Source organism: Streptococcus mitis, assembly GCF_001281025.1.
Taxonomy (GTDB): domain Bacteria; phylum Bacillota; class Bacilli; order Lactobacillales; family Streptococcaceae; genus Streptococcus; species Streptococcus mitis_AK.
This window is the reverse complement of record NZ_CP012646.1, coordinates 385,853-410,828: the sequence shown is the minus strand read 5'-3', so window position 1 is coordinate 410,828 and position 24,976 is coordinate 385,853. Positions and strand designations below refer to the sequence as shown.

At 36.5% G+C, this 24,976-nt stretch carries 22 protein-coding genes and 1 tRNA gene; 7 read left to right on the top strand and 16 right to left on the bottom strand.

The genetic code is table 11. The features are described from left to right. Nucleotides 1-11 precede the first annotated feature (11 nt). The gene (locus RN80_RS02165) at nucleotides 12-455 is read left to right on the top strand and encodes a PH domain-containing protein (protein ID WP_060627334.1); all 444 of its coding nucleotides are present in this window, start codon (nucleotides 12-14) and stop codon (nucleotides 453-455) included. A gap of 96 nt (nucleotides 456-551) precedes the next feature. After that, nucleotides 552-1,478 carry a cysteine synthase A gene (cysK, locus tag RN80_RS02160; RefSeq protein WP_049521100.1) on the top strand — a complete coding sequence of 309 codons (927 nt, stop codon included), beginning with the start codon at nucleotides 552-554 and terminating at the stop codon, nucleotides 1,476-1,478. 122 nt (nucleotides 1,479-1,600) lie between these two features. Here cysK and tsf read toward each other — a convergent pair whose 3' ends face one another. From tsf to yfmF, 12 genes are all read right to left on the bottom strand, one after another. Beyond that, a complete protein-coding gene (gene tsf, locus RN80_RS02155) occupies nucleotides 1,601-2,641 on the bottom strand; it encodes a translation elongation factor Ts (RefSeq protein ID WP_060627333.1) in 1,041 nt (346 codons plus the stop codon). A gap of 78 nt (nucleotides 2,642-2,719) precedes the next feature. Then, the gene (gene rpsB, locus RN80_RS02150) at nucleotides 2,720-3,499 is read right to left on the bottom strand and encodes a 30S ribosomal protein S2 (RefSeq protein ID WP_007556349.1); all 780 of its coding nucleotides are present in this window, start codon (nucleotides 3,497-3,499) and stop codon (nucleotides 2,720-2,722) included. Nucleotides 3,500-3,724: 225 nt separating this feature from the next. Beyond that, a complete protein-coding gene (gene pcsB, locus RN80_RS02145) occupies nucleotides 3,725-4,918 on the bottom strand; it encodes a peptidoglycan hydrolase PcsB (protein WP_060627332.1) in 1,194 nt (397 codons plus the stop codon). A gap of 93 nt (nucleotides 4,919-5,011) precedes the next feature. Beyond that, a complete protein-coding gene (gene mreD / locus RN80_RS02140; RefSeq protein ID WP_060627331.1) occupies nucleotides 5,012-5,506 on the bottom strand; it encodes a rod shape-determining protein MreD in 495 nt (164 codons plus the stop codon). After that, a complete protein-coding gene (mreC, locus tag RN80_RS02135) occupies nucleotides 5,506-6,324 on the bottom strand; it encodes a rod shape-determining protein MreC (protein WP_060627330.1) in 819 nt (272 codons plus the stop codon). The genes mreD and mreC overlap by 1 nt, the downstream gene beginning before the upstream one ends. A gap of 59 nt (nucleotides 6,325-6,383) precedes the next feature. Then, nucleotides 6,384-7,178, bottom strand: coding sequence for an energy-coupling factor transporter transmembrane component T family protein (locus RN80_RS02130; protein ID WP_050242842.1), 795 nt, complete (start codon nucleotides 7,176-7,178; stop codon nucleotides 6,384-6,386). Next, on the bottom strand, nucleotides 7,171-8,010 hold the full coding sequence (locus RN80_RS02125; protein WP_060627329.1) for an energy-coupling factor transporter ATPase: 840 nt from the start codon (nucleotides 8,008-8,010) through the stop codon (nucleotides 7,171-7,173). The genes RN80_RS02130 and RN80_RS02125 overlap by 8 nt, the downstream gene beginning before the upstream one ends. Beyond that, a complete protein-coding gene (locus tag RN80_RS02120) occupies nucleotides 7,995-8,822 on the bottom strand; it encodes an energy-coupling factor ABC transporter ATP-binding protein (RefSeq protein ID WP_045612486.1) in 828 nt (275 codons plus the stop codon). Before RN80_RS02120 ends, RN80_RS02125 begins: the two co-directional genes overlap by 16 nt. Continuing rightward, nucleotides 8,819-9,364 carry a CDP-diacylglycerol--glycerol-3-phosphate 3-phosphatidyltransferase gene (gene pgsA, locus RN80_RS02115; protein ID WP_000712127.1) on the bottom strand — a complete coding sequence of 182 codons (546 nt, stop codon included), beginning with the start codon at nucleotides 9,362-9,364 and terminating at the stop codon, nucleotides 8,819-8,821. Before pgsA ends, RN80_RS02120 begins: the two co-directional genes overlap by 4 nt. Before the next feature lie 10 nt (nucleotides 9,365-9,374). Next, complete coding sequence (rodZ, locus tag RN80_RS02110) at nucleotides 9,375-10,190, bottom strand: cytoskeleton protein RodZ (RefSeq protein ID WP_045612488.1); 816 nt, start codon at nucleotides 10,188-10,190, stop codon at nucleotides 9,375-9,377. Nucleotides 10,191-10,231: 41 nt separating this feature from the next. Continuing rightward, nucleotides 10,232-11,515: an EF-P 5-aminopentanol modification-associated protein YfmH gene (yfmH, locus tag RN80_RS02105; protein WP_060627328.1), complete on the bottom strand. Its 1,284-nt coding sequence runs from the start codon at nucleotides 11,513-11,515 to the stop codon at nucleotides 10,232-10,234. Further along, on the bottom strand, nucleotides 11,512-12,762 hold the full coding sequence (gene yfmF / locus RN80_RS02100; RefSeq protein ID WP_045612492.1) for an EF-P 5-aminopentanol modification-associated protein YfmF: 1,251 nt from the start codon (nucleotides 12,760-12,762) through the stop codon (nucleotides 11,512-11,514). The genes yfmH and yfmF overlap by 4 nt, the downstream gene beginning before the upstream one ends. 158 nt (nucleotides 12,763-12,920) lie before the next feature. Between yfmF and yaaA the strand changes: the two genes are divergently transcribed. Further along, nucleotides 12,921-13,289, top strand: a complete 369-nt coding sequence (yaaA, locus tag RN80_RS02095; RefSeq protein ID WP_045612493.1) for a S4 domain-containing protein YaaA — start codon at nucleotides 12,921-12,923, stop codon at nucleotides 13,287-13,289. A 2-nt stretch (nucleotides 13,290-13,291) separates the two neighbouring features. Next, nucleotides 13,292-14,389, top strand: coding sequence for a DNA replication/repair protein RecF (gene recF, locus RN80_RS02090; RefSeq protein WP_000266678.1), 1,098 nt, complete (start codon nucleotides 13,292-13,294; stop codon nucleotides 14,387-14,389). Between the two features lie 49 nt (nucleotides 14,390-14,438). Here recF and guaB read toward each other — a convergent pair whose 3' ends face one another. After that, a complete protein-coding gene (gene guaB, locus RN80_RS02085; RefSeq protein ID WP_049521113.1) occupies nucleotides 14,439-15,917 on the bottom strand; it encodes an IMP dehydrogenase in 1,479 nt (492 codons plus the stop codon). Between the two features lie 151 nt (nucleotides 15,918-16,068). Continuing rightward, entirely contained in the window at nucleotides 16,069-17,094 is a 1,026-nt protein-coding gene (gene trpS, locus RN80_RS02080; RefSeq protein ID WP_060627327.1) for a tryptophan--tRNA ligase, read from the bottom strand. A 205-nt stretch (nucleotides 17,095-17,299) separates the two neighbouring features. Here trpS and RN80_RS02075 point away from each other — a divergent pair, with 205 nt between their 5' ends. Both RN80_RS02075 and RN80_RS02070 read left to right on the top strand, forming a co-directional pair. Then, on the top strand, nucleotides 17,300-18,922 hold the full coding sequence (locus tag RN80_RS02075; RefSeq protein WP_000958782.1) for an ATP-binding cassette domain-containing protein: 1,623 nt from the start codon (nucleotides 17,300-17,302) through the stop codon (nucleotides 18,920-18,922). A gap of 58 nt (nucleotides 18,923-18,980) precedes the next feature. Further along, nucleotides 18,981-21,524 (top strand): YfhO family protein, encoded by a 2,544-nt coding sequence (locus RN80_RS02070; protein WP_060627326.1) that lies wholly within the window; start codon nucleotides 18,981-18,983, stop codon nucleotides 21,522-21,524. Nucleotides 21,525-21,549: 25 nt separating this feature from the next. On the opposite strand, the gene RN80_RS02065 is transcribed toward RN80_RS02070, so the two are convergent. After that, entirely contained in the window at nucleotides 21,550-24,192 is a 2,643-nt protein-coding gene (locus tag RN80_RS02065) for a YhgE/Pip domain-containing protein (RefSeq protein ID WP_060627325.1), read from the bottom strand. A gap of 127 nt (nucleotides 24,193-24,319) precedes the next feature. On the opposite strand from RN80_RS02065, the gene RN80_RS02060 reads away from it, so the two are divergent. Beyond that, a complete protein-coding gene (locus RN80_RS02060) occupies nucleotides 24,320-24,862 on the top strand; it encodes a TetR/AcrR family transcriptional regulator (protein WP_001158273.1) in 543 nt (180 codons plus the stop codon). A gap of 40 nt (nucleotides 24,863-24,902) precedes the next feature. On the opposite strand, the gene RN80_RS02055 is transcribed toward RN80_RS02060, so the two are convergent. Next, nucleotides 24,903-24,976 (bottom strand) — tRNA-Asn (locus RN80_RS02055).

Genomic DNA, 24,976 nt, shown 5'->3' with positions numbered 1-24,976 from the left:
AGGAGAAAAATATGGCATTTGGTAAATTCATTCAAGGACTTGCTGGTAACTTTAGCGAGCAAAACAAAGAAACTCTTATCAAAGAATATGGACAATATCTACTAGAAAATGAAGAAATTCAAAGTGGATATAAACTGATTCGTGACTCAATTATATTTACAAATATCCGCATTATCTTTACAGATAAACAAGGCGCTACCGGTCGTAAGATGTCTATTAAATCAATCTTTTTGATGAACATTGTTAACGTTGAAATGGAAACTGCAGGAGCAGGTATAGATGATAGTGAAATTACTATTACTTATTTAGAGAATGTCTTTCTAAAAGCACATAATGAACATTTTAGTTCTCATAAATTTGAATTTCCTAAGAAAACGGATATCGTTCCACTTTATACCTATTTATTAGAATTAGCTTATCACAATCGCTTGAAAATTAATGACTTGGACCTGTGATATAAAAAAATCCTATCACTTCGATAGGATTTCTATATTTTACAAATGATATAGATAGCGTTATACTAGAAATATCTTATACAAAGAGGTATTCATATGTCTATTTATAACAATATTACTGAATTAATCGGTCAAACTCCGATTGTTAAACTCAACAACATCGTACCAGAAGGGGCTGCGGACGTCTATGTAAAGCTTGAAGCATTCAACCCTGGTTCTTCTGTAAAAGATCGTATTGCTCTTAGCATGATTGAAAAAGCTGAACAAGACGGTATTCTGAAACCAGGTTCTACAATTGTTGAAGCAACAAGTGGAAACACTGGTATTGGACTTTCATGGGTAGGTGCTGCTAAAGGGTATAAAGTCGTCATCGTTATGCCTGAAACTATGAGTGTAGAACGACGTAAGATTATCCAAGCTTATGGTGCTGAACTCGTCCTAACTCCTGGTAGTGAGGGAATGAAAGGCGCTATTGCTAAGGCTCAAGAAATCGCTGCTGAACGTGATGGTTTCCTTCCTCTTCAATTTGACAATCCAGCTAATCCAGAAGTACACGAAAGAACAACAGGAGCTGAAATACTAGCTGCTTTCGGTAAAGATGGACTAGATGCCTTTGTTGCTGGAGTGGGTACCGGTGGAACGATTTCTGGTGTTTCTCATGCACTCAAATCAGCAAATTCTAACATTCAAGTTTTTGCGGTAGAAGCAGATGAATCTGCTATTCTATCTGGTGAAAAACCTGGCCCTCACAAAATTCAAGGTATCTCAGCTGGATTTATTCCTGATACACTTGATACAAAAGCCTATGATGGTATCGTTCGTGTAACATCAGACGATGCTCTCGCACTCGGCCGTGAAATTGGTGGAAAAGAAGGATTTCTTGTAGGGATTTCTTCAGCTGCAGCTATCTACGGAGCCATCGAGGTTGCCAAGAAATTAGGTACAGGTAAAAAGGTTCTTGCTCTAGCACCAGATAACGGTGAACGTTATCTCTCTACAGCACTTTATGAATTTGAAGTGTAGTCTCCTAAATGCACTTAGCCCTTTTTATAGGGCTTTTTATTTATATCTTGAAAAGTAGAATTCTTTCCCTATAGGAATCTACTGCATAGAAAAAAGGAAGCACTTCAGCTTCCTTTTTATTATTAGTTATTCAAGGCTGCTGCCATTGTAGCTGCAACTTCAGCTTCGAAGTCGTTTGCAGCTTTTTCGATACCTTCACCAACTTCAAAGCGAGCGAACTCAACTACTGAAGCGTTAACTGATTCAAGATATGCTTCAACTGTCTTGCTGTCATCCATGATGTATACTTGTGCAAGAAGTGTGTAAGCTTGGTCAACTTTAGTGTTGTCAAGCATGAAGCGGTCCATTTTACCTGGGATGATTTTGTCCCAGATTTTTTCTGGTTTGCCTTCTGCAGCCAATTCAGCTTTGATGTCAGCTTCAGCTTGGGCAATCACTTCATCAGTCAATTGAGCTTTTGATCCATACTTCAAGTGTGGAAGAGCTGGTTTGTTAACCATTGCACGACTTTCGTTGTCTTGGTCGATAACGTGGTTCAATTGTGCCAACTCATCTTTAACGAATTGCTCATCCAATTCTTTATAAGAAAGAACTGTTGGTTTCATCGCTGCGATATGCATTGACAATTGTTTAGCAAGTGCTTCGTCTCCACCTTCAATAACTGAAATAACACCGATACGTCCACCGTTATGTTGGTAAGCTCCGAAGTGTTGTGCGTCTGTTTTTTCAATCAAAGCAAAGCGACGGAATGAGATTTTTTCTCCGATAGTTGCTGTTGCAGATACATATGCAGCTTCAAGAGTTTCACCTGAAGGCATTGTCAAAGCAAGTGCTTCTTCATTATTAGCAGGTTTTCCTTCAGCAATAACTTTAGCTGTAGTATTTACCAATTCAACGAATTGAGCGTTTTTCGCAACGAAGTCAGTTTCAGCATTTACTTCAATAACTGCTGCAACATTACCGTTAACATAAACACCAGTCAAACCTTCTGCAGCAACACGGTCAGCCTTCTTAGCTGCCTTAGCCATACCTTTTTCACGAAGCAATTCAATCGCTTTTTCGATGTCACCGTCTGTTTCTACAAGCGCTTTTTTAGCGTCCATAACTCCGGCACCAGATTTTTCACGCAACTCTTTTACAAGTTTAGCTGTAATTTCTGCCATTTTGATTCTCCTATATTTTTTAAAAATAGGAGAGCTGGGCTAAGCCCCGCCCTCCTAGGTAATTACTATTTATATGAATTAAGCGTTGTCGCCTTCTACAACTTCAACGATTTCTTCAATTGAATCGGCTTGAGCTTCAGAAGCTGCAAATTCTGCTTCAACTGCTACTGCATCTTCACCTTGACGTCCTTCGATGATAGCATCAGCCAATTTAGCTGTAATCAATTTAACAGCGCGGATAGCGTCATCGTTAGCTGGGATGATTACATCGATATCATCTGGATCAGTATTTGTGTCAACCATCGCTACAACTGGGATTCCCAATTTCTTAGCTTCTTTAACAGCGATTTGCTCTTTATGTGGGTCAACTACGTACATAACATCTGGGATACGAGGCATATCTTCGATACCACCCAAGAATTTTTCAAGACGTGCGCGTTGTTTGTTAAGAAGTGCAACTTCTTTCTTAGGAAGAACTTCGAAAGTTCCATCTTCTTCCATACGTTTGATTTCTTTCAAACGAGCGATACGTTTTTGGATTGTTCCCCAGTTTGTAAGAGTTCCACCCAACCAACGGTGGTTGATGAAGTATTGACCTGAACGTACTGCTTCTTCAGCAACTGCATCAGCCGCTTGTTTCTTAGTACCAACGAACAATACAACTGCATCGTTAGCTGCTGCATCACGCATGAAGTCGTATGCTTGGTCAGCGTATTTTACAGTTTGTTGCAAGTCGATAACGTGGATTCCGTTACGCTCAGTGAAGATGTACTTAGCCATCTTAGGGTTCCAGCGACGAGTTTGGTGACCAAAGTGTACACCAGCCTCAAGAAGTTGTTTCATTGAAATTACTGCCATGAGTATTTCTCCTTTTTGTTTTTTTCCTCTTCTTGACTTCAACTCGCAAAACGACCCAAAGGCAACTGTTTCACAATTCATCAAGAATGAGTATTATCGTTCACACGACAGTTTTCATTTTACCATACTTTTTCAATATTTTCAAGCGATTTTAGTAGATTTTTAAAGTAAGTTAACTATATAAATCATAAAAGAGACTCAAATCGAGCCTCTTCGTTTTATTCATTAGTTTGGATAGATATATGTTACAAAACCTTCTGAAGTTGTAGTAGGATTGAACCAACCACGTTTATTTCCGATTGTACGATTTCCACCATAGTTTGATTCAGATACTTGGATACTTGTTGATGATGAAACAGCTGTAACCACGGCTACGTGTCCATATCCACCATCATTCCAACATGCAATAGCACCAACTTGAGGTGTAGATCCTGTACGGAATCCTGCTGCAGCTGCACTTGTAGCCCACTGTGCCCCATTACCCCAGTAATCTCCAGCCCAAGGTGCCAATGTTTTAGCTCCCCATGTACACTCACCAGTTGGATAACTTGAAGCGTTTGTACTGTATGTTGGACGATGTTTTACTGGTGCAGGAGTGTAGTTTGAAGATGATTCAGATGAACTAGATACTGCTTGAACTTCTGCTGTAAAAGTTGTATTTCCAGAAGCAACTACTGTTTGTTGTTGACTTGCTTGTTTAGCTTTGTAGGCTGCTTCTGCTTCTGCAGCTGCTTTAGCTTCTGCTTCCGCTGCAGCTTTTTTATCAAGTAAACTTGCTTTTTCATCCTCTGCAGTAGCCTTTTCAGCAGCAAGATTCAATTCTGCAGCTTTCAACTCAGCTTGTTTTGTAGTTAATGATTGAGCATCATCAGCTAGTTTTTGCTGATTTGCAATAACTGTATTAATCGCATCATTGTTTGCTACTTGTTTTTCAGAAATAGCTTTTTTATCTGCTTTTTGTTGTTCCAACATTTTGTTGTTTGCAGATACGATTTCACTCATTGCAGCAACACGTGAAATAGCTTCTGTAATTGATTTTGAGTTTACAATTGTATTGATGTAATTTGTTGCAGCTCCATTTGTTTGAGCACTACGAGCTTGTTTTTGCAATGAATCATTGCGAGATACAATATTCTTAGAAAGTTCTGTAATTTCACCCTCAAGCTTTTTAGATTCTGCTTGTAGTCTATCATTTTCAGATTGCAAGTTTGATTGCTCTGTTTGAATAGCAGATACTTGCTCCTGAATTTGATCAACTTGTTTTTGGGCTTCTTGTTGTTGTGCTGTTAAGTTACTAATTTTATTATCTTGAGCAGCAATTTTGTCATCAGTCGTTTCTGCATGCGCAGTTGTTAAAACAGCTACTTGAGAAACCATTACTGTACTTAGTAAAAGTGACGCTAAGATTTTTTTCTTCATATTTCGTAGATACTCCTTCTTTTAAAGACACTACTAGTATACCAAAAAAAGGCCTAATGAATATTACGCCTTTGTTACATTTTTATTTCTTTCTTATAGGTAAATCTTTTCAAAAATAAGCTGAAAAATAATCATCCATATAAGGTTCAAAATCATTGATGGTACTAAACTATAGACTATAAATAAAGACATACCATCCACAGTTAAACCTACCACTAATGCAAGTATATAAGCTCCCATCTCAAATAGAAAAGTCATGACAATAATTGCCAACATTCTCGTCCAACGATTCAATAAAATAACACTATTAAATTTATGGAGAAATACTCCCAACAAGACGAACAACAAAGTTGCAATCCCTATCAAGTGGAAAAAGTAAATGTCATAAACCAAACCCACTACAAAACAATAAGCTAAATAGAAATACTCTGATACTTCAATCGTCTCAAATAAGAGAAACAGAAATAGAAAATGACTAGCCAACTGAACGTGGGGGAAAAATGAGCCCAGAAGCTGGCTAATATGGGCATCAATTAGAACAAAGAAAGGAAGCAATAAAAATACTCCAACTCGCTTCAACTGTCTCATTATGAATTCCCCACTAATTCTATCACACTCATATTATGAGTATCTGCACTCAATTTAACTGTTACTTCTCGTGTCAAGTAGTCTGTACTATGCGTTGTGGCAACCACTTCACCAACAGTAATATCAGCAACGTTAAAGTTTCCTAATCCACCAGTGGTCACCTTATCTCCCGCACTAATATCGCTATTACTATTTAATTGGCTAATTTTAAGAACTTCATTTTCTTTGTCATAGCCAACAATAATCCCATAAATTGTAGTAGAACCATGTTGAATTTTAACAGAAATCTTATCAGCATTTTCCGTATTTGTCAGAAGGTTGACCATAGTAGAGTTCTCCTCCACTTTTGAGACACTCCCAATCAAGCCACCATTTGCAATGGCTAACATGTTCTCAGAAGCCCCTTTTGATTTACCTGCATCCAGAGTCAATTCCTGCTTCCAAGATACCGGAGAACGCATAATAACATCTGCTGCTAAAGTCTTTGTGGCTTGCAACTTGGACTTCATATCAAGCAATTGACGCAGTTGTTCATTTTCCGTCTTTAAACTTTCCGCCTCATTTGATTTAACTTCTAATTGGTAAATCTGTTTCTTCAAACTTTCATTTTCATTATAAGTTCGTGTCAAATGAGCCAAATCTGATTTGACAGAATCAAACCACTGAAAAGGTTTTTGTACAACCCTATCAACCAATGAGATTCCATCTCCTAATTTTGTCACAATTGTACTTGAATAAGTCGTCGCTAAGAGAGCTGAGACAAGCAGAACAGTGACAAAAACAATAATGACATATTTTGATTTTTTAAAACGGTTCATATCCCTACCTTTATATCAAAAACTGTTACAGTAACTTTTTTATCAATTCCTGAAATCTACTAAGATTTTAAGAAAAATAAACAACAACCAAGTACGAGAACAACAAGAATGGTCAGCGTATCCTTTCGAGTCCATTTCAATTGTCTGTATTGACTTCTGCCTTTTCCCCCCTGATAACCACGCGCTTCCATAGCGATAGCCAAGGAATCCGCACGTTTTAAACTTGTTGCAAAAAGAGGAATCAAAATAGGAATCATCGCCTTTACTTTTTGAACAATGCTTCCTTCTCCAAAATCCACTCCACGCGCTTTCTGCGCATTCATAATCCGCGTCGTATCATCCATCAAGGTCGGGACAAAACGCAAACTCATGGACAGCATTAAGCCAATTTCATGAACCGGAACTTTCACACGCTTTAAAGGTGCTAATAAAGCTTCGACAGCTGATGCCAAACTTAAGGGCATGGTCGTTAAGGTTAACAAAGTTGAAAAGAAAATAATCAATACGAAGCGACAAAAAATAATTCCAGCTTGTTGCAAAGCATAATCCGTGATTCTCACAAACGAAAACTCAAATAAAACATTCCCATTAGAAATGAAAAACAGTTGGAAAATAGTTGTGAAGGCAATCAAGAAAAACATAGATTTCAAGCCCTGAATAAAGAATGAAAGAGATACTCCTGACAAGGCAATAAATATTCCTGTCGCTATAAAAAGAATTAGATTCGTCAAGGGATTATTAGCCCAAAAAACGATCAAAATCAGTAGCATCATGGCAAGCAATTTGCTGCGTGGATCCAATCGGTGAACTATCGAATCCCCTGGGATATAACGCCCCAAAATCATACTATCCATTTAGTGACTCCTTGAACTCATCTATCTTAATCGGTAATCGTTTAAATGACACGCCTCTATCAGCCAATCGTTTACAAAAGGCTGTAATTTTAGGTACTCCCAACTGCACTTCTTCCATAAAGACAACATCTTGAAAGACATCACTTGGTTTACCACCCTTAACTAAACGTCCCTTTTCCATCACATAGACTTGATTTGCATATTCAGCAACATCATCCATCAAATGCGTTACCAAGACAATGGTCATCCCTGACTGGTGGAGTTTTTTGAACAAATTCATCAGCTCTTTTCTTCCCAGGGGATCTAGGCCTGCTGTGGGCTCATCTAAGACTAATATGGCTGGTTCCATGGCAAGTATGCCTGCAATGGCGACACGTCTCATTTGTCCACCTGATAGCTCAAACGGACTACGATTAAAAAGTGATTCATCAATTCCAACTAGAGCCAGTTTCTCACGCGCAATCTTCTCCGCATCTTCTTCAGAAACTCCAAAATTTTGCGGTCCAAAAGCAACGTCTTTCAAAACCGTTTCTTCAAAAATCTGATTTTCAGCAAACTGAAATACCAAGCCAACCTGTTTTCTAATTTGACGAATATCTTTATTTTTAGAAGTCGAGGTGATTAAGGTATCAAAAACTCGCACACTCCCTTGACTTGGCACCAATAAACCATTTAATAGTTGCAAAATGGTTGATTTACCACTACCTGTGTGGCCAATTAAAGCCGTATAAGAACCATCTTTAATCGTCAAAGAAACATCCGACAAAGCTGCTGAAGCTAAGGGAGTCCCTTCTTGATATGTAAAACTCACATTTTCTAGAGCAATTCCCATAGCTTATCCTCTAGCTCACTTTCTGTCAAATAATTTTCAGGCAAATCATAGCCATTCTGGCTCAAAGAATGTTTTAATTGATTAGCAAAAGGATCGTCTAATCCAATTTGATCCAAATCATTTCGAGAGAAAAGCTCCCTTGGACTACTAGTTGATTCAATTGACCCTTTTTTCATAATCAACACACGATCACTCATGGCAACTTCTTCCAAATCATGTGTAATGGAAATGACCGTCATATCATAGTCTTTCCGAATTCCTTTTACTGTCTCAATCAATTCTCTACGTCCCTCAGGATCCAACATACTCGTTGCTTCATCTAAGATTAAAATAGCTGGTCTTAGGGCTACAACACCTGCAATAGCCACACGTTGCTTTTGGCCACCTGATAGACGCGCTGGCTCTCTCTTTTTAAAGTCCAACATGCCAACCAAATCCAGAGCTTCTTCCACTCTCTTTTTCATTTCTTGACGAGAAAGTCCCTGATTTTCCAAACCAAAGGCAACATCATCTTCAACAGTCGCTCCAACAAATTGATTGTCTGGATTTTGAAAAACCATACCGATTTGACGACGTATATTCCAAACATTTTCCTCAGTCAAACGTTGACCATCAATTACAATCTCTCCAGATTCTGCTTCCAGTAAGCCATCAATTAATCGAACCGTCGTTGATTTACCACTACCATTATGACCTACAATCGAAAGCCATTCTCCACGTTTCACGTGAAACGTAATATCCTTCACATCGTAGTATTCCTGACTTTCCTTATAACGAAAAGAAAGATTTTTTACATCAATTATTGATTTCATTTCGAACCAAATGTCCCTTTAAATACATAGGCACTACCCTTGAAATAATCATAGCCAGAGTAGATAGTGAAAAACAAGGCTACATAAAGTAGAACTTGACCAAGCAAAGTCCAATGTAATAGCAAGAAAATAATCGCAAACATCTGACTGAAAGTTTTAATTTTTCCAGGCATGGCTGCTGCTAAAACTGTTCCACCAGTTTCAACTAATAAAAGTCTTAAACCTGTCACAGCCAACTCACGACAGATGATCACTGCAACAATCCAAGCTGGAGCCATACCTAACTCAATCAGCATAATAAAAGCAGACATAACTAGTAGCTTATCCGCCATAGGATCTGCAAATTTACCAAAATTACTGACCACATTCCATTTACGAGCTAAATATCCATCTAAGTAGTCTGTGATACTGGCAATAGCAAAGATAATAGCTGCCACAATATGACTCTCTATCGAATTTCCTATCGTTAAAATAAAGATAAAAATAGGTATAAAGAGAATTCGACCTATTGTTAAGAGATTTGGAATTTGTTCTTTTTTCATTCGTTTTTCCTTAATTTTTAGTAAAGGTTACAGTGATTTTTCCAGTCTGAGCTGTTAATTTCGATAAGTCAACAGTCTGATTATCTACTGTTAAAGCGACACCTTTGACAACACCTAAAGTAATGATTACAGAATTTTTAGTTGAAACTGTTGTTTCCGCACTTTTATTATCCGGTGATAAGGTCACACCACCCTCAAGCTCACTTTCTGAAACACTAACCCAACTTCTAGCATCTGAGACTGATAATTGCAATTTTGCAGTTTCCTTGCTCGTTTTATAAGCAACTTCTACTCTATTTCCTTCACCTGATACCGTTATAGCTGGTTCCATATTCGAAGAACTACTGCTTGAAGATGAAGTTACAGAACTAGTCGAGCTTATTGCTTGGACCACACTATAACTAGACGCAGACGAACGCTCCGGTTGAGTCTGGAGATAATTCCAAACATAATAAGTCACAAATATTACAATCGATAGGGCAAAGAGTAAAAAATAAAATAAAGGTAAAAATGATGTCTTATTTTTCTTACTTGAACGTCTCCTACCTGTCAACTCCTCTTCATCAACATCTACTTCCTCATAAGTAATCATGCTCCCAGAATCATAAGCATCCAAGACAATTCGCTCATCAAGTTCAACTGCCCACGCATACTTTCTCAAAAAAGAACGAGTATAAAATGGACTAGGAAGTTGATCAAAATCATCATTTTCCATTGCCTCCAACATATCCAACTGAATTTCTGTTTTTTTATGCAATTCATCTAAACTCAATCCCTGATTGATTCTAGCTAATCGTAAAACCTCACCAATTGTTTTTTTCCTCATACTTGTCATCCCTTCTTTCTAGTGTCTATTATGATAGGTTACTACGATGGGAATATTGTAAAATCAACTATGTCACCATCATCTATTAAATGATGTCCAGCATCAAGGACATCCTCTAAAGTAATTTCCTGTAAAATCTTTGGTAAATCAAAAATTGTCTCACCTTGTCCAAAAGCATCATATTGCGTTGCAATAAATTCAAGAGAGTTCATGCTACTGAAAAATTCTCCAAACATCTCTCTTTTGATAATGTCTAAATGATCCTCTGTAATATCTAAATCCTTTGTAAAATTACGAATAGCCTTTTTAAACTGATGGGATAAAGCAACTGGCTCTTTTGTATCCATTGTCAACATAACAAAATGAAAGCGACTTGTTACTTCAACTTCCAGAGATAAGGAAGCATCTATCTTACCTGATTCATATAATTTTTGAAAACGATTCGAAGTCCAACCAAACATCATTGCAAACAATAATTTTAATAAAATATGATGTCGATAGCAATCCGCCTCAGCAACTTCTCGCTTACCTCTAATCCCAATCGCTAGTTTGGGAGAAGATACTTCCATTCTCATACTGTCTGTTGACTTCACATTTTGTAAAAGTAACTTTTCTTTTGATACTTCCTGAACATCTGAATCTTTCAGTTCTTTTCTTTCGAAATAGTCCTGTACTCGCTCCACATCAAAATTACCAACTAAAAACAGAGACATATTTACAGGTTTGTAAAACTTTGTAAAATTTTCTTGCAAATTAGTTAAATTTATTTGGGAAATCGATTTCTCACTTCCAACTATATCAGTTGCTAAAGATGTACCAGGATACAAATTCGCTAAAGTCGAAAAGAATAAACACGAATCTGGATCATCTTGATACATTTCTCGTTCTTGCTGAATAATATCCTGCTCTCTTAAAATGGAATCTTCAGTAAAATGTGCCGATGTTACCAATTCATCAAGTAAATCTAAATTCTCTAAGAGATAATCCGTAGATGAAAAAAGATAGTTTGTTTTTGTAAAGCTTGTAAAGGCATTGCTATCTGCACCTAGACTCGTAAAAGCCGACATCAAATCGCTAGAATCTTCTCTCTCAAATAATTTATGTTCAAGAAAATGAGCAATTCCCGCAGGATATTCTTTTACATCTCTGTCAACTTCTGTGACAAGCGTATCCACCGAACCAAACTGAACAGTGACACTCCCGTAAACCTCTTTAAATTCCTTTTTAGGTAGAAGAGCTACTGTCAATCCGTTTGCCAAACGAGTTCGATAAACCATTTCTTTTACAGCTGGATAGTATTTTTCTTCAAAAATAACCTTTGTCATTCTATTCCTTCCATAAAGTAAATTGCCTGTAGCTTCACATTATTAGCTGCTCTACAAATAGCGTCTTTGTCAATTTGTTCGAGTTTTTCAATCCAACTTTTAAAGTCTGTTGAAGATTTTCCAAGTAAGGCATTTTGATAAGCACGTTCAATCAATGAAGATTGATTATCTTGAGAAAGCAACAAAGACCGACGAATCATTTCCTTGGTCTGTTCTAACTCAAAGTCTGTAAAATAACCTTTTTTTAAATCAAGCAGTTGATTATTCATCATTTTTCGAGCCTGATTCCGATTTTCTCGATCAATGCCAGCATACATCCTTAAAAATCCACTAAATAAATCAAGCTGACTTGAAATGGTATAAGCTAATCCAGCATTTTCACGGACATTTGTAAAGAGCTTAGAATGAGCAAATCCACCCAGTAAACCATTCATTACAATCATGGGTAAATGTTGCTCATCACCATATTCAGCAGAGCAATGATAGCCCAACTCTAAAATAGACTGTCCCACATTTTTCCGAACCATGCCTTCCTGAAGGATATTGGAATAAGGTTGGCAATATTGAATCTTCACATCCACTTCTCGACCTTTAAAACCAAATGATTCTAATACATTTAGAATTTCAACCTCATTAAAATCACCTAGGAAAAAGAAATCTATTCGATCATTGGCCAAAAATTCTTGGAAACAAGAATAAGAACTTTGTGGAGTTTCAGCTAAAATACGATTTCGTAAATCACTATACTCCAATTGGAGACATTCGTCATGAAAAAATAATTTGTCTAATTCTTTATGTGAAAAATAAAAAGAATCATCCATATCAGCTGCTAAACTTGCTAGCAATTGCTTTTTCTCAATTTCAAATAAGGCCGGATCAAATCCATTATCAACTACCACGGGTGAAAAAAGAGTTTCTTTTACTAGTCCCAAAACCTGAGCAGTTAGCACATTTTTCCTACTTAAAAACTCATCACAAACATAAGTAAATGTCAATTCTACAATGTGACTTTGCCCTCTTCTGAAACAATTGGTTGACATATCTGTACCGTATAGACTGGCCAAATGTCTTCTCAAATCTTGAGAAGTGGGGTACATCTGATTAGCAGTCTCTAGCATACTCGTACTCAACATGCGACCTGCAATCGTATCAAGAGATAATGGAGCTGTAAAACGCACGGTTATTTTGTTCGTTTTAAACTTTTTTGATTGGATAAAATGTGTTGAAATTCCATGCACTAACTCCATGATTTACCTCCTTATATACAGAATTCTATTATATCACGAAAACCTGAAATTTTCTTGTTCCCTGTAACACTTTTGAAATAAAAATCGCTTACATTTTTCCCAGTTTCTCTCACTATTTTTAGGAAAATATGGTATAATACCAAAGATTGAGGTGAATTATGGAATACAAATTATTTGAAGAATTTATTACCCTCCAAGCACTACTCAAAGAACTTGGAATTACACATAGCGGAGGAGCTATCAAATCATTTCTCTCTGAACATTCTGTTTACTTTAATGGGGAGTTAGAAAGTCGTCGTGGTAAAAAACTTCGCATTGGTGATAAAATTGACATCCCTGACATGAATATTGACATCTTGTTGACACAACCTACTTCTGAAGAACAAGATGAATACCAAGCTGATAAAGTTGAAAAAGAACGGATCGCTAAACTTGTAAAGGAGATGAATAAGGGAGTTAAAAAAGACAAATCCAAACCTACTTCATTACCCAAAAGCAAACAAGCTCCACGATTCCCTGGTAGATAATCATGTGGCTACAACACCTATCTCTCAAGACTTTTCGTAACTATAAAGAGACGAAAATAGACTTTAATCCTAAATTAAATGTCTTTTTAGGACGCAATGCGCAAGGTAAAACAAATATGTTAGAGGCTATCTATTTTTTAGCCTTAACACGTAGTCATCGGACTCGGACAGATAAAAATCTTATTCATTTTGACGAGGAACAACTTCATCTTTCAGGTCTTGTTCAGAAACAAACGGGATCCATTCCTCTCGAAATCGAACTAACACAAAAAGGGCGTGTGACAAAAGTTAATCACTTAAAACAGGCACGACTTTCAGATTACGTAGGACACATGAATGTTGTCTTATTTGCTCCGGAAGATTTACAACTAATTAAAGGAGCACCTTCAGTTCGACGAAAATTCATTGATATGGAGCTTGGACAAATTAAGCCCATCTATCTATCAGATTTAACCAATTATAACCATATCCTTAAGCAAAGAAATACCTATCTAAAATCAGCTCAAAAAATAGATGAAACCTTCCTTTCAGTTTTAGATGATCAGCTAATTGATTATGGATGTCGTGTAATGAATCACCGCTTAGATTTCATAAAAAAACTAGAATCATTTGGTCGTAAGAAACATTTTGAACTCTCTAATCAGATTGAAGAGTTGTCAATATCCTATCAATCTTCTGTCAATATAACTGACAAAGAAGACTTATCAGAATCTTTCAAAATTGCTTTAGAAAAAAGTAGGTCCAGAGATTTATTTAAAAAGAACACTGGTGTTGGTCCTCATCGGGATGACATTTCTTTTTATATAAATGGGATGGATGCTAGTTTCGGAAGTCAAGGCCAACATCGTAGTCTCGTCCTTTCTATAAAATTAGCAGAAATCGAGTTAATGGAAAGTATTACTACAGAATCTCCGATATTATTGCTTGACGATGTCATGAGTGAACTTGACAACACTAGACAACTAAAATTATTAGAAACGATTTCTCACTCAATCCAAACCTTTATTACAACAACAAGCTTAGATCATCTTCAAAATCTGCCAGAAAATCTAAGTATCTTTACTATTCAGGATGGTAAAGTTTCTGTAAATCAAAATTGACAACATCGTAAAAGAACTCCTGTTTTCACGGGAGTTCTTTCTATTGTTTTTACATAGAATAATTTGGTGCCTCATTAGTAATTTGTACATCATGAGGATGGCTTTCTTTCAAACCAGCACCAGACATTTCAATAAATTGAGCATTATCGTGTAGTTCTTTAAGGTTAGCTGCACCACAGTAACCCATACCAGAGCGAATACCACCAATCATTTGGAAGACAATATCAGCTGCCGCACCTTTATAAGCAACACGACCTTCAATTCCTTCTGGAACAAGTTTGTTTGCTTCATTGACAGAACCTTGGAAGTAACGATCGCTTGAACCTTTCTTCATAGCAGCAATTGATCCCATACCACGGTAAGTCTTAAACTTACGTCCTTGGAAGATTTCAGTTTCGCCTGGAGCTTCATCAGTTCCAGCAAACATTGATCCAAGCATAACAGCATTTCCACCAGCCGCAAGTGCTTTTACAATATCTCCAGAATACTTGATTCCACCGTCAGCAATGATCGTTTTACCATATTCACGCGCAACAGCTGCAGCATCATAGATAGCTGTTACTTGTGGAACACCAACACCTGCAATCACACGAGTAGTACAGATAGAACCTGGCCCAATACCAACCTTGACAACGTCTACACCTGCTTCATAAAGGGCACGTGCACCTTCAGCAGTAGCAATATTTCCAGCAATCAATGTACGGTCTGGGAAATGAGCACGAATCTCAGCAATTTTACGCAAGACACCTGCAGAATGACCATGCGCAGTATCAATAACAATCGCATCCGCTCCTGCCTCAAAAAGAGCCTCTGCACGTTCAAATGTATCTGAAGTAACCCCTACTGCACCTGCAACTAGAAGACGACCAAACTCATCTTTAGCAGCATTTGGAAACTCAATAACTTTTTCAATATCTTTGATAGTAATCAAACCAGAAAGACGACCTTCTTCATCTACCAAAGGAAGCTTTTCAATACGGTGTTCTTGAAGAATACTCTCAGCTGTTGCAAGATCTGTACCCACAGGAGCAGTAACAAGATTTTCACTAGTCATATGGTTTGAGATTGGTTGGTTATAGTCTGAAATAAAACGAAGATCTCGGTTTGTCAAAATACCAACCAATTTGCGATTTTCAAGTGTTTCAACAACTGGAACACCACTGATGCGGTAACGACCCATAAGCTCATCTGCTTCAGCAATTGTATGTTCAGGCGTCAAGAAGAACGGATCAATAATAACTCCATTTTCAGAACGTTTTACCTTACGAACCTCTTCTGCTTGTTGAGCAATTGACATGTTTTTATGGATAACTCCGAGACCACCTGCACGAGCAATAGCAATGGCCATTTGACTCTCTGTAACTGTGTCCATGGCAGCGGTAATAATTGGGATATTTAAAGTCAAATTATCTGCCAATTTAGTTGTTAAATCTGCATCGTTAGGCAACACATGACTTTCAGCTGGAATAAGCAATACATCATCAAAGGTAAAACCTTTTTTCAAAAATTTAGTGTCCCAATTAGACATTCGAAGTTTCCTCTTTTCTTTATTTTTGAGCTTGACTCTTTTTATATTGTATCTATCATACCATTCTATAAAAATTTGTCAAATGTTACAGGGGTAAATAAAAAACTATCTTTTCTTCGAGATAGAAATGATAGTTTCTTGTAAAATAAACTTAGTTAAAGTAATGAAGTCCCATTGCTCCTTTAACCTCAGATAGGGTTTGACCTGCAACTTCACGCGCTCTTTCACTACCTTTTTGAAGCATATTATAAACTTCTCCCATATCCTTAGCAAATTCAATACGGCGCTCACGAATAGGACCAAGTTCACGTTCTAATATTTCAAGTAGATAACGCTTGGTCTTCACATCACCAAGACCACCTCGTTGATAATGTTCTTTCATGTCAGCAATTTCTTGAGCATCTTCTGGACGACCAAAAACATCTAGATAATGGAAAACCATATTTCCTTCAATTTTACCTGGATCCTCAACGCGGATATGATCTGGATCTGTATACATACTCATCACTTTTTTACGCAAAGTATCCGCATCATCAGCTAAATAAATACCATTATTGAGTGATTTAGACATTTTAGCATTTCCATCTAAACCAGGCAAACGCCCTGCTCTCTCATTTTCTGGATAAATACCTTCCGGCTCTACCAAGACATCACAGTTATATGCGTTGTTAAAAGAGCGAACAATTTCACGAGTTTGCTCAATCATTGGTTTCTGATCTGTCCCAACAGGAACATAATTAGCCTTGAAAGCTGTGATGTCAGCTGCTTGAGCAATTGGATAGACTAAGAATCCTGTCGGAATACTCTCTCCAAAGCCTTTCTGAGCAATTTCTGTCTTGACTGTTGGATTGCGCTCCAAACGTGCTAATGAAACTAGATTCATATAGTACATAGATAGTTCAGCCAATTCTGGAATTTGGCTTTGAATAAAAATAGTTGATTTACTCGGATCCAATCCAACTGCAAGATAATCCAAAGCAACATTTCCGATAGACTCTACAATTGTTTGAGGGTCTTTAGCATGATCTGTCAAAGCTTGTTGGTCAGCCAAGAACACAAACATATCATACTTATCCTCTTCCTGTAATAAAACTCTATTTTTGAGACTTCCAACATAATGTCCAATATGCAATTTTCCTGTTGGACGGTCTCCTGTTAAAATAATGGGTTTAATCATTTTATTCTCCTTCGATATAGTCCCTTCAATTATAGCATTTTTTTAATGAAATAACCGTAATTTATCAAAATAAATCAGTCTTGCTATTTACGGATTCGTGTAAAGTATACTGTAAATCTAATTTACACAAAATTGACAGATAAAAATTTGAATATTTCCGTATTTTCTAGTAGAATAAATATATTACACATATAGGAGAAAAACATTGCTTACAGTATCTGATGTTTCACTACGTTTTAGTGATCGCAAACTTTTTGATGATGTCAATATCAAATTTACAGAAGGAAATACTTACGGATTAATCGGTGCTAATGGTGCCGGAAAATCAACCTTTTTAAAAATTTTAGCTGGAGATATTGAACCTACTACTGGTCACATCTCTCTTGGTCCAGATGAACGTCTCTCTGTTCTTCGTCAAAATCACTTTGACTATGAAGACGAACGTGCCATTGATGTCGTTATCATGGGAAATGAAAAACTTTATAGCATCATGAAGGAGAAAGATGCCATCTACATGAAGGAAAATTTCTCAGATGAGGATGGAGTGCGTGCTGCCGAACTCGAAGGAGAGTTTGCCGAGCTTGGAGGTTGGGAAGCAGAAAGTGAAGCCTCTCAACTCCTTCAAAACCTAAACATTCCAGAAGAATTGCACTATCAAAACATGAGCGAATTGGCCAACGGTGAAAAAGTAAAAGTTCTCCTTGCCAAAGCACTTTTTGGTAAACCAGATGTGCTTCTATTGGACGAGCCTACCAACGGTTTGGACATCCAATCGATTACTTGGTTAGAAGACTTCTTGATTGACTTTGATAACACCGTTATCGTAGTATCCCACGACCGTCACTTCTTAAACAAAGTATGCACTCACATGGCCGACCTTGACTTTGGAAAAATCAAACTCTATGTCGGAAACTATGACTTCTGGAAGGAATCTTCTGAGCTCGCTGCTAAATTGCTAGCAGACCGTAATGCTAAAGCAGAAGAAAAAATTAAGCAATTGCAAGAATTCGTAGCTCGTTTCTCTGCTAATGCTTCCAAATCAAGACAAGCAACATCACGTAAAAAAATGCTTGATAAGATTGAGCTAGAAGAGATTGTGCCATCTAGTCGTAAATATCCATTTATCAACTTTAAAGCGGAGCGTGAGATTGGTAATGATCTCCTGACAGTAGAAAATCTAACTGTAAAGATTGATGGTGAGACTATTTTAGATAATATCAGTTTTATCTTGCGTCCAGGTGATAAGACAGCTCTTATTGGTCAAAATGACATCCAAACGACTGCATTAATTCGTGCAATCATGGGGGACATTGACTATGAAGGAACTGTCAAGTGGGGAGTTACTACTAGCCGTTCTTACTTGCCAAAAGATAACTCGGCCGATTTTGCAGGGGGAGAGTCAATCCTTGATTGGTTGCGTCAATTCGCAAGTAAAGAAGAAGATGACAATACTTTCCTACGTGGCTTCCTTGGCCGTATGCTCTTCTCTGGAGATGAGGTTAACAAACCTGTAAATGTCTTGTCAGGGGGAGAAAAAGTTCGTGTCATGCTTTCAAAACTCATGCTCTTAAAATCAAATGTCCTTGTACTTGATGATCCAACCAATCACTTGGACTTGGAATCTATCTCAAGCTTGAATGATGGATTGAAAAACTTTAAAGAATCAATCATCTTTGCTAGCCATGACCACGAGTTTATTCAAACTCTAGCTAACCATATCATTGTCTTGTCTAAAAATGGCGTCATTGACCGTATCGATGAAACCTATGATGAATTCCTAGAGAATGCAGAAGTACAAGCAAAAGTTAAAGAACTTTGGAAAGACTAAAATCTTCAAAACTCAGTTGGGTTAACCAGCTGAGTTTTCTAACATTTTATGAGGTAACATGAAATTATTTTTTAAAACATATTGGACCTATTTTGTTTCTTTCATCATTCCCATAATCATTATGATAGGAGTATATCTATCTCAAGGTATCTACTGGAATAGCGATACATCTCCACTATTAGGAGATGGGTTTCATCAATACGTTATTTTTGATATAGCTCTAAGAAATATCCTACATGGAAATGGTAGTCTGTTTTACACCTTTACAAGTGGCCTCGGATTGAATTTCTATGCCCTATCTAGTTATTACTTGGGTAGTTTCCTTTCACCACTAGTTTACTTTTTTGATCTAACGAATATGCCAGATGCTTTCTATCTGACAACTCTCTTAAAATTTGGATTGATTGGTTTGTCAACTTACTTTAGTTTAAATAAATTATTTCAATCGATTCTTAAACCTTTAAAAATAGCTTTATCTACTTCCTATGCTCTGATGAGTTTCACTGTCAGTCAATTAGAGATAAAAACCTGGCTAGATGTTTTTATCTTGATTCCTTTAATTATAACTGGTTTACATCTGCTTATCACTGAAAAAAAAATCCTATTATACTTTACAAGTCTGTCAATTTTGTTTATTCAAAATTATTATTTTGGCTATATGACAGTATTGTTTCTTATTCTCTGGTATGTCTGTCAAATTTCTTGGGACTTTAAAACTCGAAAATCATCTTTTCTTGATTTCATAATCACCTCCGTTTTAGCTGGTATGGCTAGTTTGATTCTGACTCTTCCTACTCTATTTGATTTACAGACACATGGGGAAAAATTAACTGAAATTACAAAGTTTCAAACTGAAAGTAGCTGGTATCTTGATCTCTTTGCTAAACAATTCATCGGTTCCTTTGACACAACAAAGTATGGGGCCATCCCAATGATTTTTGTTGGACTACTTCCCTTTATTTTGACCATTTTATTTTTTACGCTGAAATCTATTAAGTTTCACGTGAAACTTATCTATGCAATCTTCTTTGCATTTCTAATTGCCAGCTTTTATATAGAAGCTCTTGATTTATTTTGGCAAGGTATGCATACTCCAAATATGTTTTTACATCGCTATTCTTGGATTTTCTCTACCTTGTTAATTTACACAGCAGCGGAAGTCTTAAAGCGTCTGAAAGAACTTAAAGTCTGGAATTTTTTAGTTTCACTTTTTCTTCTAGTAACAGGGGTTTTAACTACCATCTATCTAAAATCGCATTATTCTTTTTTAACAGATTTGAATATTCTACTTACTCTTGAATTTTTGGTTGTCTATTCGCTTTTACTCCTTGCAGTTATCAAAAAGTTTATCTCTGTAAAACTGTTTGCCATTCTAATCTCTTTATTTATAATGGTTGAAATAAGTTTAAATGCTTCATCTCAAATGGACGGAATTGCTAAAGAATGGGGCTTTGCTTCTCGAAGTGCATATAATCGAGATATCCCAGCTATGGAATCTTTCTCAATATATATTGGAAATCAATTTACTCGTACTGAAAAACTACAAACTCAGACAGGAAATGACAGTATGAAATTCAACTACAATGGAATCTCTCAATTTTCATCTGTTCGAAATCGTTCAGCAAGCTCTACTTTGGATAAACTTGGGTTTAAATCCTCTGGGACCAATCTCAATCTCCGTTATGCCAATAATAGTATTTTGGCTGATAGTTTATTTGGAATCCAATACAATATCTCAGAAAGTCCTATTGATAAGTATGGTTTCCAAGATGTATATCAAAAAGATAATCTTACCCTATATGAAAATCAATTCTCTCTTCCGATTGCATTTGCTAGTCAATCTGTTTACAATGATGTCAAGTTCAATGAACACACTTTAGATAATCAAGCCTCGTTTTTAAATCAACTTGCTAACGTCGATTTTGATTATTTTTCTCCAATCCCTTATGAAAAAACTGAAAATACTAATGATTTGATTAGTGTCACAAGTTCTTCAAATGAGGATGCAGCAATCCAGTATCAAATTGAGGTTCCCGAAAACAGTCAAGTTTATCTTTCTTTCACAAACCTTCACTTTTCTAATGACAAACAAAAGAAGGTTGACATCCTTGTCAATGGAAAAAAGAAAACTTTTACAACTGATAATGTCTTCTCCTTCTTTAATCTAGGCTATACAAAAGAGAAAAAAACTTTCAATATCAATGTTAGTTTCCCTGGAAATTCACAAGTATCATTTGAATCTCCTACCTTCTATCGTTTAGATACTAAAACTTTCACCGACGCAATTCAAAAAATTAAAGAACAACCTGTCACAGTATCAACTTCTAAAAACAAGGTCTTTGCTAGATATGATGTCCAACAAGATACATCTATTTTCTTCACCATTCCTTATGACAAAGGTTGGTCTGCCTACCAAGATGGTAAGAAAATAGAAATTAAACAAGCTCAAACTGGCTTTATGAAAGTTGATGTTCCTAAGGGGAAAGGAACTATTACACTTTCCTTCATTCCCAATGGTTTTATTACTGGAGCAATCTGTTCCTTTACTTCTCTCTTACTATTTGGAATCTATAATCACAGACGAAAGTTATCTAAGGCTTAAAAAATCGACCGGTTGGTCGATTTTTTTAATATTCTTCCATTTTCTTAGGTTGATAGGCTAGCATACCTAAACCAATAAATAGGGCTAATATCACAACAAGGAAAATGACTTGATGATGAATATTTCCTGTCATAGAGATTGTTTGTCGTAATCCCGAAACTGAATAACTCATTGGTAACCAAGGATTGATGGCTCTAAAGAAATCATTTGTCAAAGCAAGTGGGTAAGTACCTGCACTTGATGCTAACTGTAATAAAAGCAAAATAAGAGAAAAGAAAGCTCCTATACGGCTATTCCATGTTGTTAAAGCGGTCACCATAGACATGAATACTAAACTTGTTAGGATAATGAGAATAAATGTTCGCATTTCATGATTAGCAGTTAGACCAATAAGATGAACTCCTCCATATACCAAAATCCCTGCTAAAACAGCTATAATACCATTTATTTCAGCTCGAGATTTCAACCAAGCCCAACGGCTCTCTGGATGACGCCCTGAAGGCAACTTCGCAAAGATCATATTCGTTGATATTGCTGCAACAAAGAGAGCAACTGATATCATATAAGGAGCCATTGCAATTCCATTTACAGGAACTTGGTCATTGTCAGTTTTGGAGAGACTGAGAGGATTTGACAAAATCTCTGCATTTTTAGATTCTGTTGATGCTGACTTGAGTTGATCACTAGCATTACTTAGTCCTTGTCCTAAAGAAGCAACTCCTGTCTGTAAACCTTCCAATCCAGAAGTTAACTTTGTTCCACCTTCTGCTAGTTTCCCAGCTCCATCTGCCAATTTATTAGCTCCACTTTCTAATTGAGAAGCACCTGAAATTAACTGACTGGATTTGTCAGCTAGTTGGCTAGAGCCTGACTGCAATTTATCAACTCCTGCTATCAATTCTTGACTCTTTTGATTCAATTGGTTAGAGCCAGTTGATAATTTTTCAATACTAGACACTAATTCTGGAGTTTTTTCAACTAATTGACCAACTCCTGCTGTCAAGTTAGAAGATTTTTGTGTCAAGGTAGTTGAGCCTGAAACTAATTGGTTCAAACTACCTGTCAAGGTGGAATTCTTTTCACTTAGTTGACTTGCGCCTTGAGAAACTTTATCAACACCTGCAGTATATGCATTTACCCCCGATGTAATCGACTGACTAGCAGGAACTAATTTGCTAGAAACAGCTCCTTGTATCTCTGTTAATCCATTTGACAATCCTGTCAAAGAAGTAGAAGCAATAGGTAATACTTGATTAGCTTGATTTTTTAATGTCGAAAGATTTGAAGATTGATTTTGTAAGTTTTCCAAACTTCCCTGTAAACCTTGTACTAAAGCTACAATTGACTGAGCCGATTGAATACTATCAGTCGAATTTTGAGATACAGAGGCACTTATTTCAGCTTGTTGCTCACTTGTCAAAGATTGATAAGCTACTGTCGATTGAATATTGGCTAATGTAGTCGCTTTATCAGACTGAGCACTTGCTAACATTTGATTAGAAAGAGATACTATACTTGATAAAACAGAATCTAATTGTTTTGTATCTCCAACATCAATATTTTGAATAGCTTGATTTAACTGATTCAAACCAGAAGATAATTGATTAATTTGATCTTTTTGCTCAGACGAAGCATCTAACTTGCTAGAAAGTTGTTGAATTCCTTCACTTAATTGCTCCACACCCATTCGAAGTGTAGCTGATTGATTAGATAACTGATTAGCACCTGCTGCAAGACTTCCCACTCCATTAGTGTAGGAACTAACACCAGATGAAAATTGATTAAGACCAGCATTAAGCTTAGAAACACCGTCAGTATAGGACTCTACACCAGTATATAACTGATTGATTCCCCTTACTAATTCAGGACTTTTAGAAGATAATTGACCTAATCCGCTATCTAATTGACTCACTGCACCAGTATATGTAACTAAACCACTATTAAAATTCCCTAAGCCAAGATGAAGTTGTTCAACACCAGAGACATAAGAGAATAATCCTTTAGTAAACTGCTCCGTTCCATTTGAAAATGTTAAACTTGAATCGGCTAAAGAGTTTAGGTTAGTAGTTAATGTTTGACTTCCTGCCACTAACTGATTCGCTCCATCAGTTAATTTTTCACTACCAGAAGCTGCTTGACTCATACCATCCTTTAAATCGACCATTTTGTTGAATAAAGCTTTAGTATAAGTCTCGGTTACATTGGTAGAAACATTCTGCTTTAATTGTGTCATTGCAGAATCACTCATCTTGCTTGCAATAAAGCTATGACCACTTGAAGTCTGATAATCGATTTGCATTTGCTCTGGATGCTCCGTTAAAATAGAAGCTGCTTTTTCAGATAAATCACTTGGTAAAGTTACTACCATATAGTAATCGCCATTTTCTAAACCCTTCTTACCTTCTTCTTCATCTACAAAATGAAAATCCAAAGTTTTATTTTCTTTTAAATTGGACACCATGTCTTTTCCTATAGACATGCTATTACCATTATAGGAAGCCTCTTTATCATTATTGACAACTGCCACAGGTAAGTCAGACACTTGACCATATGGATCCCACATTGAGGATAAAAATATGATGTTATACAGAGCTGGAATAAGAGAAATCCCTATCATGACAATAATAAAGGTTGGTTTTTTAAAAATTGCTTTCCATTCTTTAAACATAGTTTCTCCTTTTTTAAACATATTGTCTAAAATTTTGATATAATAGATTATACAATAAAAAATCTAAATTACAAGATAAAAAATCTATTTTTAGACATATAGTCTAATTTGTTTACAAGGAGGAAGTATGCAAGAAAGTAATAAACGATTAAAAACAAAGCGAACTATTGAAAATGCTATGGTACAATTACTAATGGAACAGCCATTTGATCAAATTTCTACTGTCAAGTTAGCAGAAAAAGCCGGAATTAGTCGTTCCAGCTTCTATACTCACTATAAGGATAAGTATGATATGATTGAGCACTATCAAAGCAAGCTATTTCATACATTTGAATATATTTTCCAAAAACATGCTCATCACAAAAAAGATGCTATTTTAGAAGTCTTTGAATATCTAGAGTCAGAACCACTTCTGGCTGCCCTTCTTTCTGAAAATGGGACTAAAGAAATCCAAAATTTCTTACGAAATAAACTTCATATCATGCTCAGCACAGATTTACAAAAACGCTTTATGCAACTGAATCTCAATACCACTGAATTAGAATATAGTAGCATCTATCTAACTCACGCACTTTTTGGTGTCTGCCAAACTTGGATTGCACATGGAAAAAAAGAAAGTCCTCAAGAAATAACAGACTTCCTTATGAAAATGCTTGGTGATACAAATTGATACAAAAAGAGGAACACAGTTGTGTTCCCTTTTACCTATACTCCGCCAGTAGGACTCGAACCTACGACATCATGATTAACAGTCATGCGCTACTACCAACTGAGCTATGGCGGA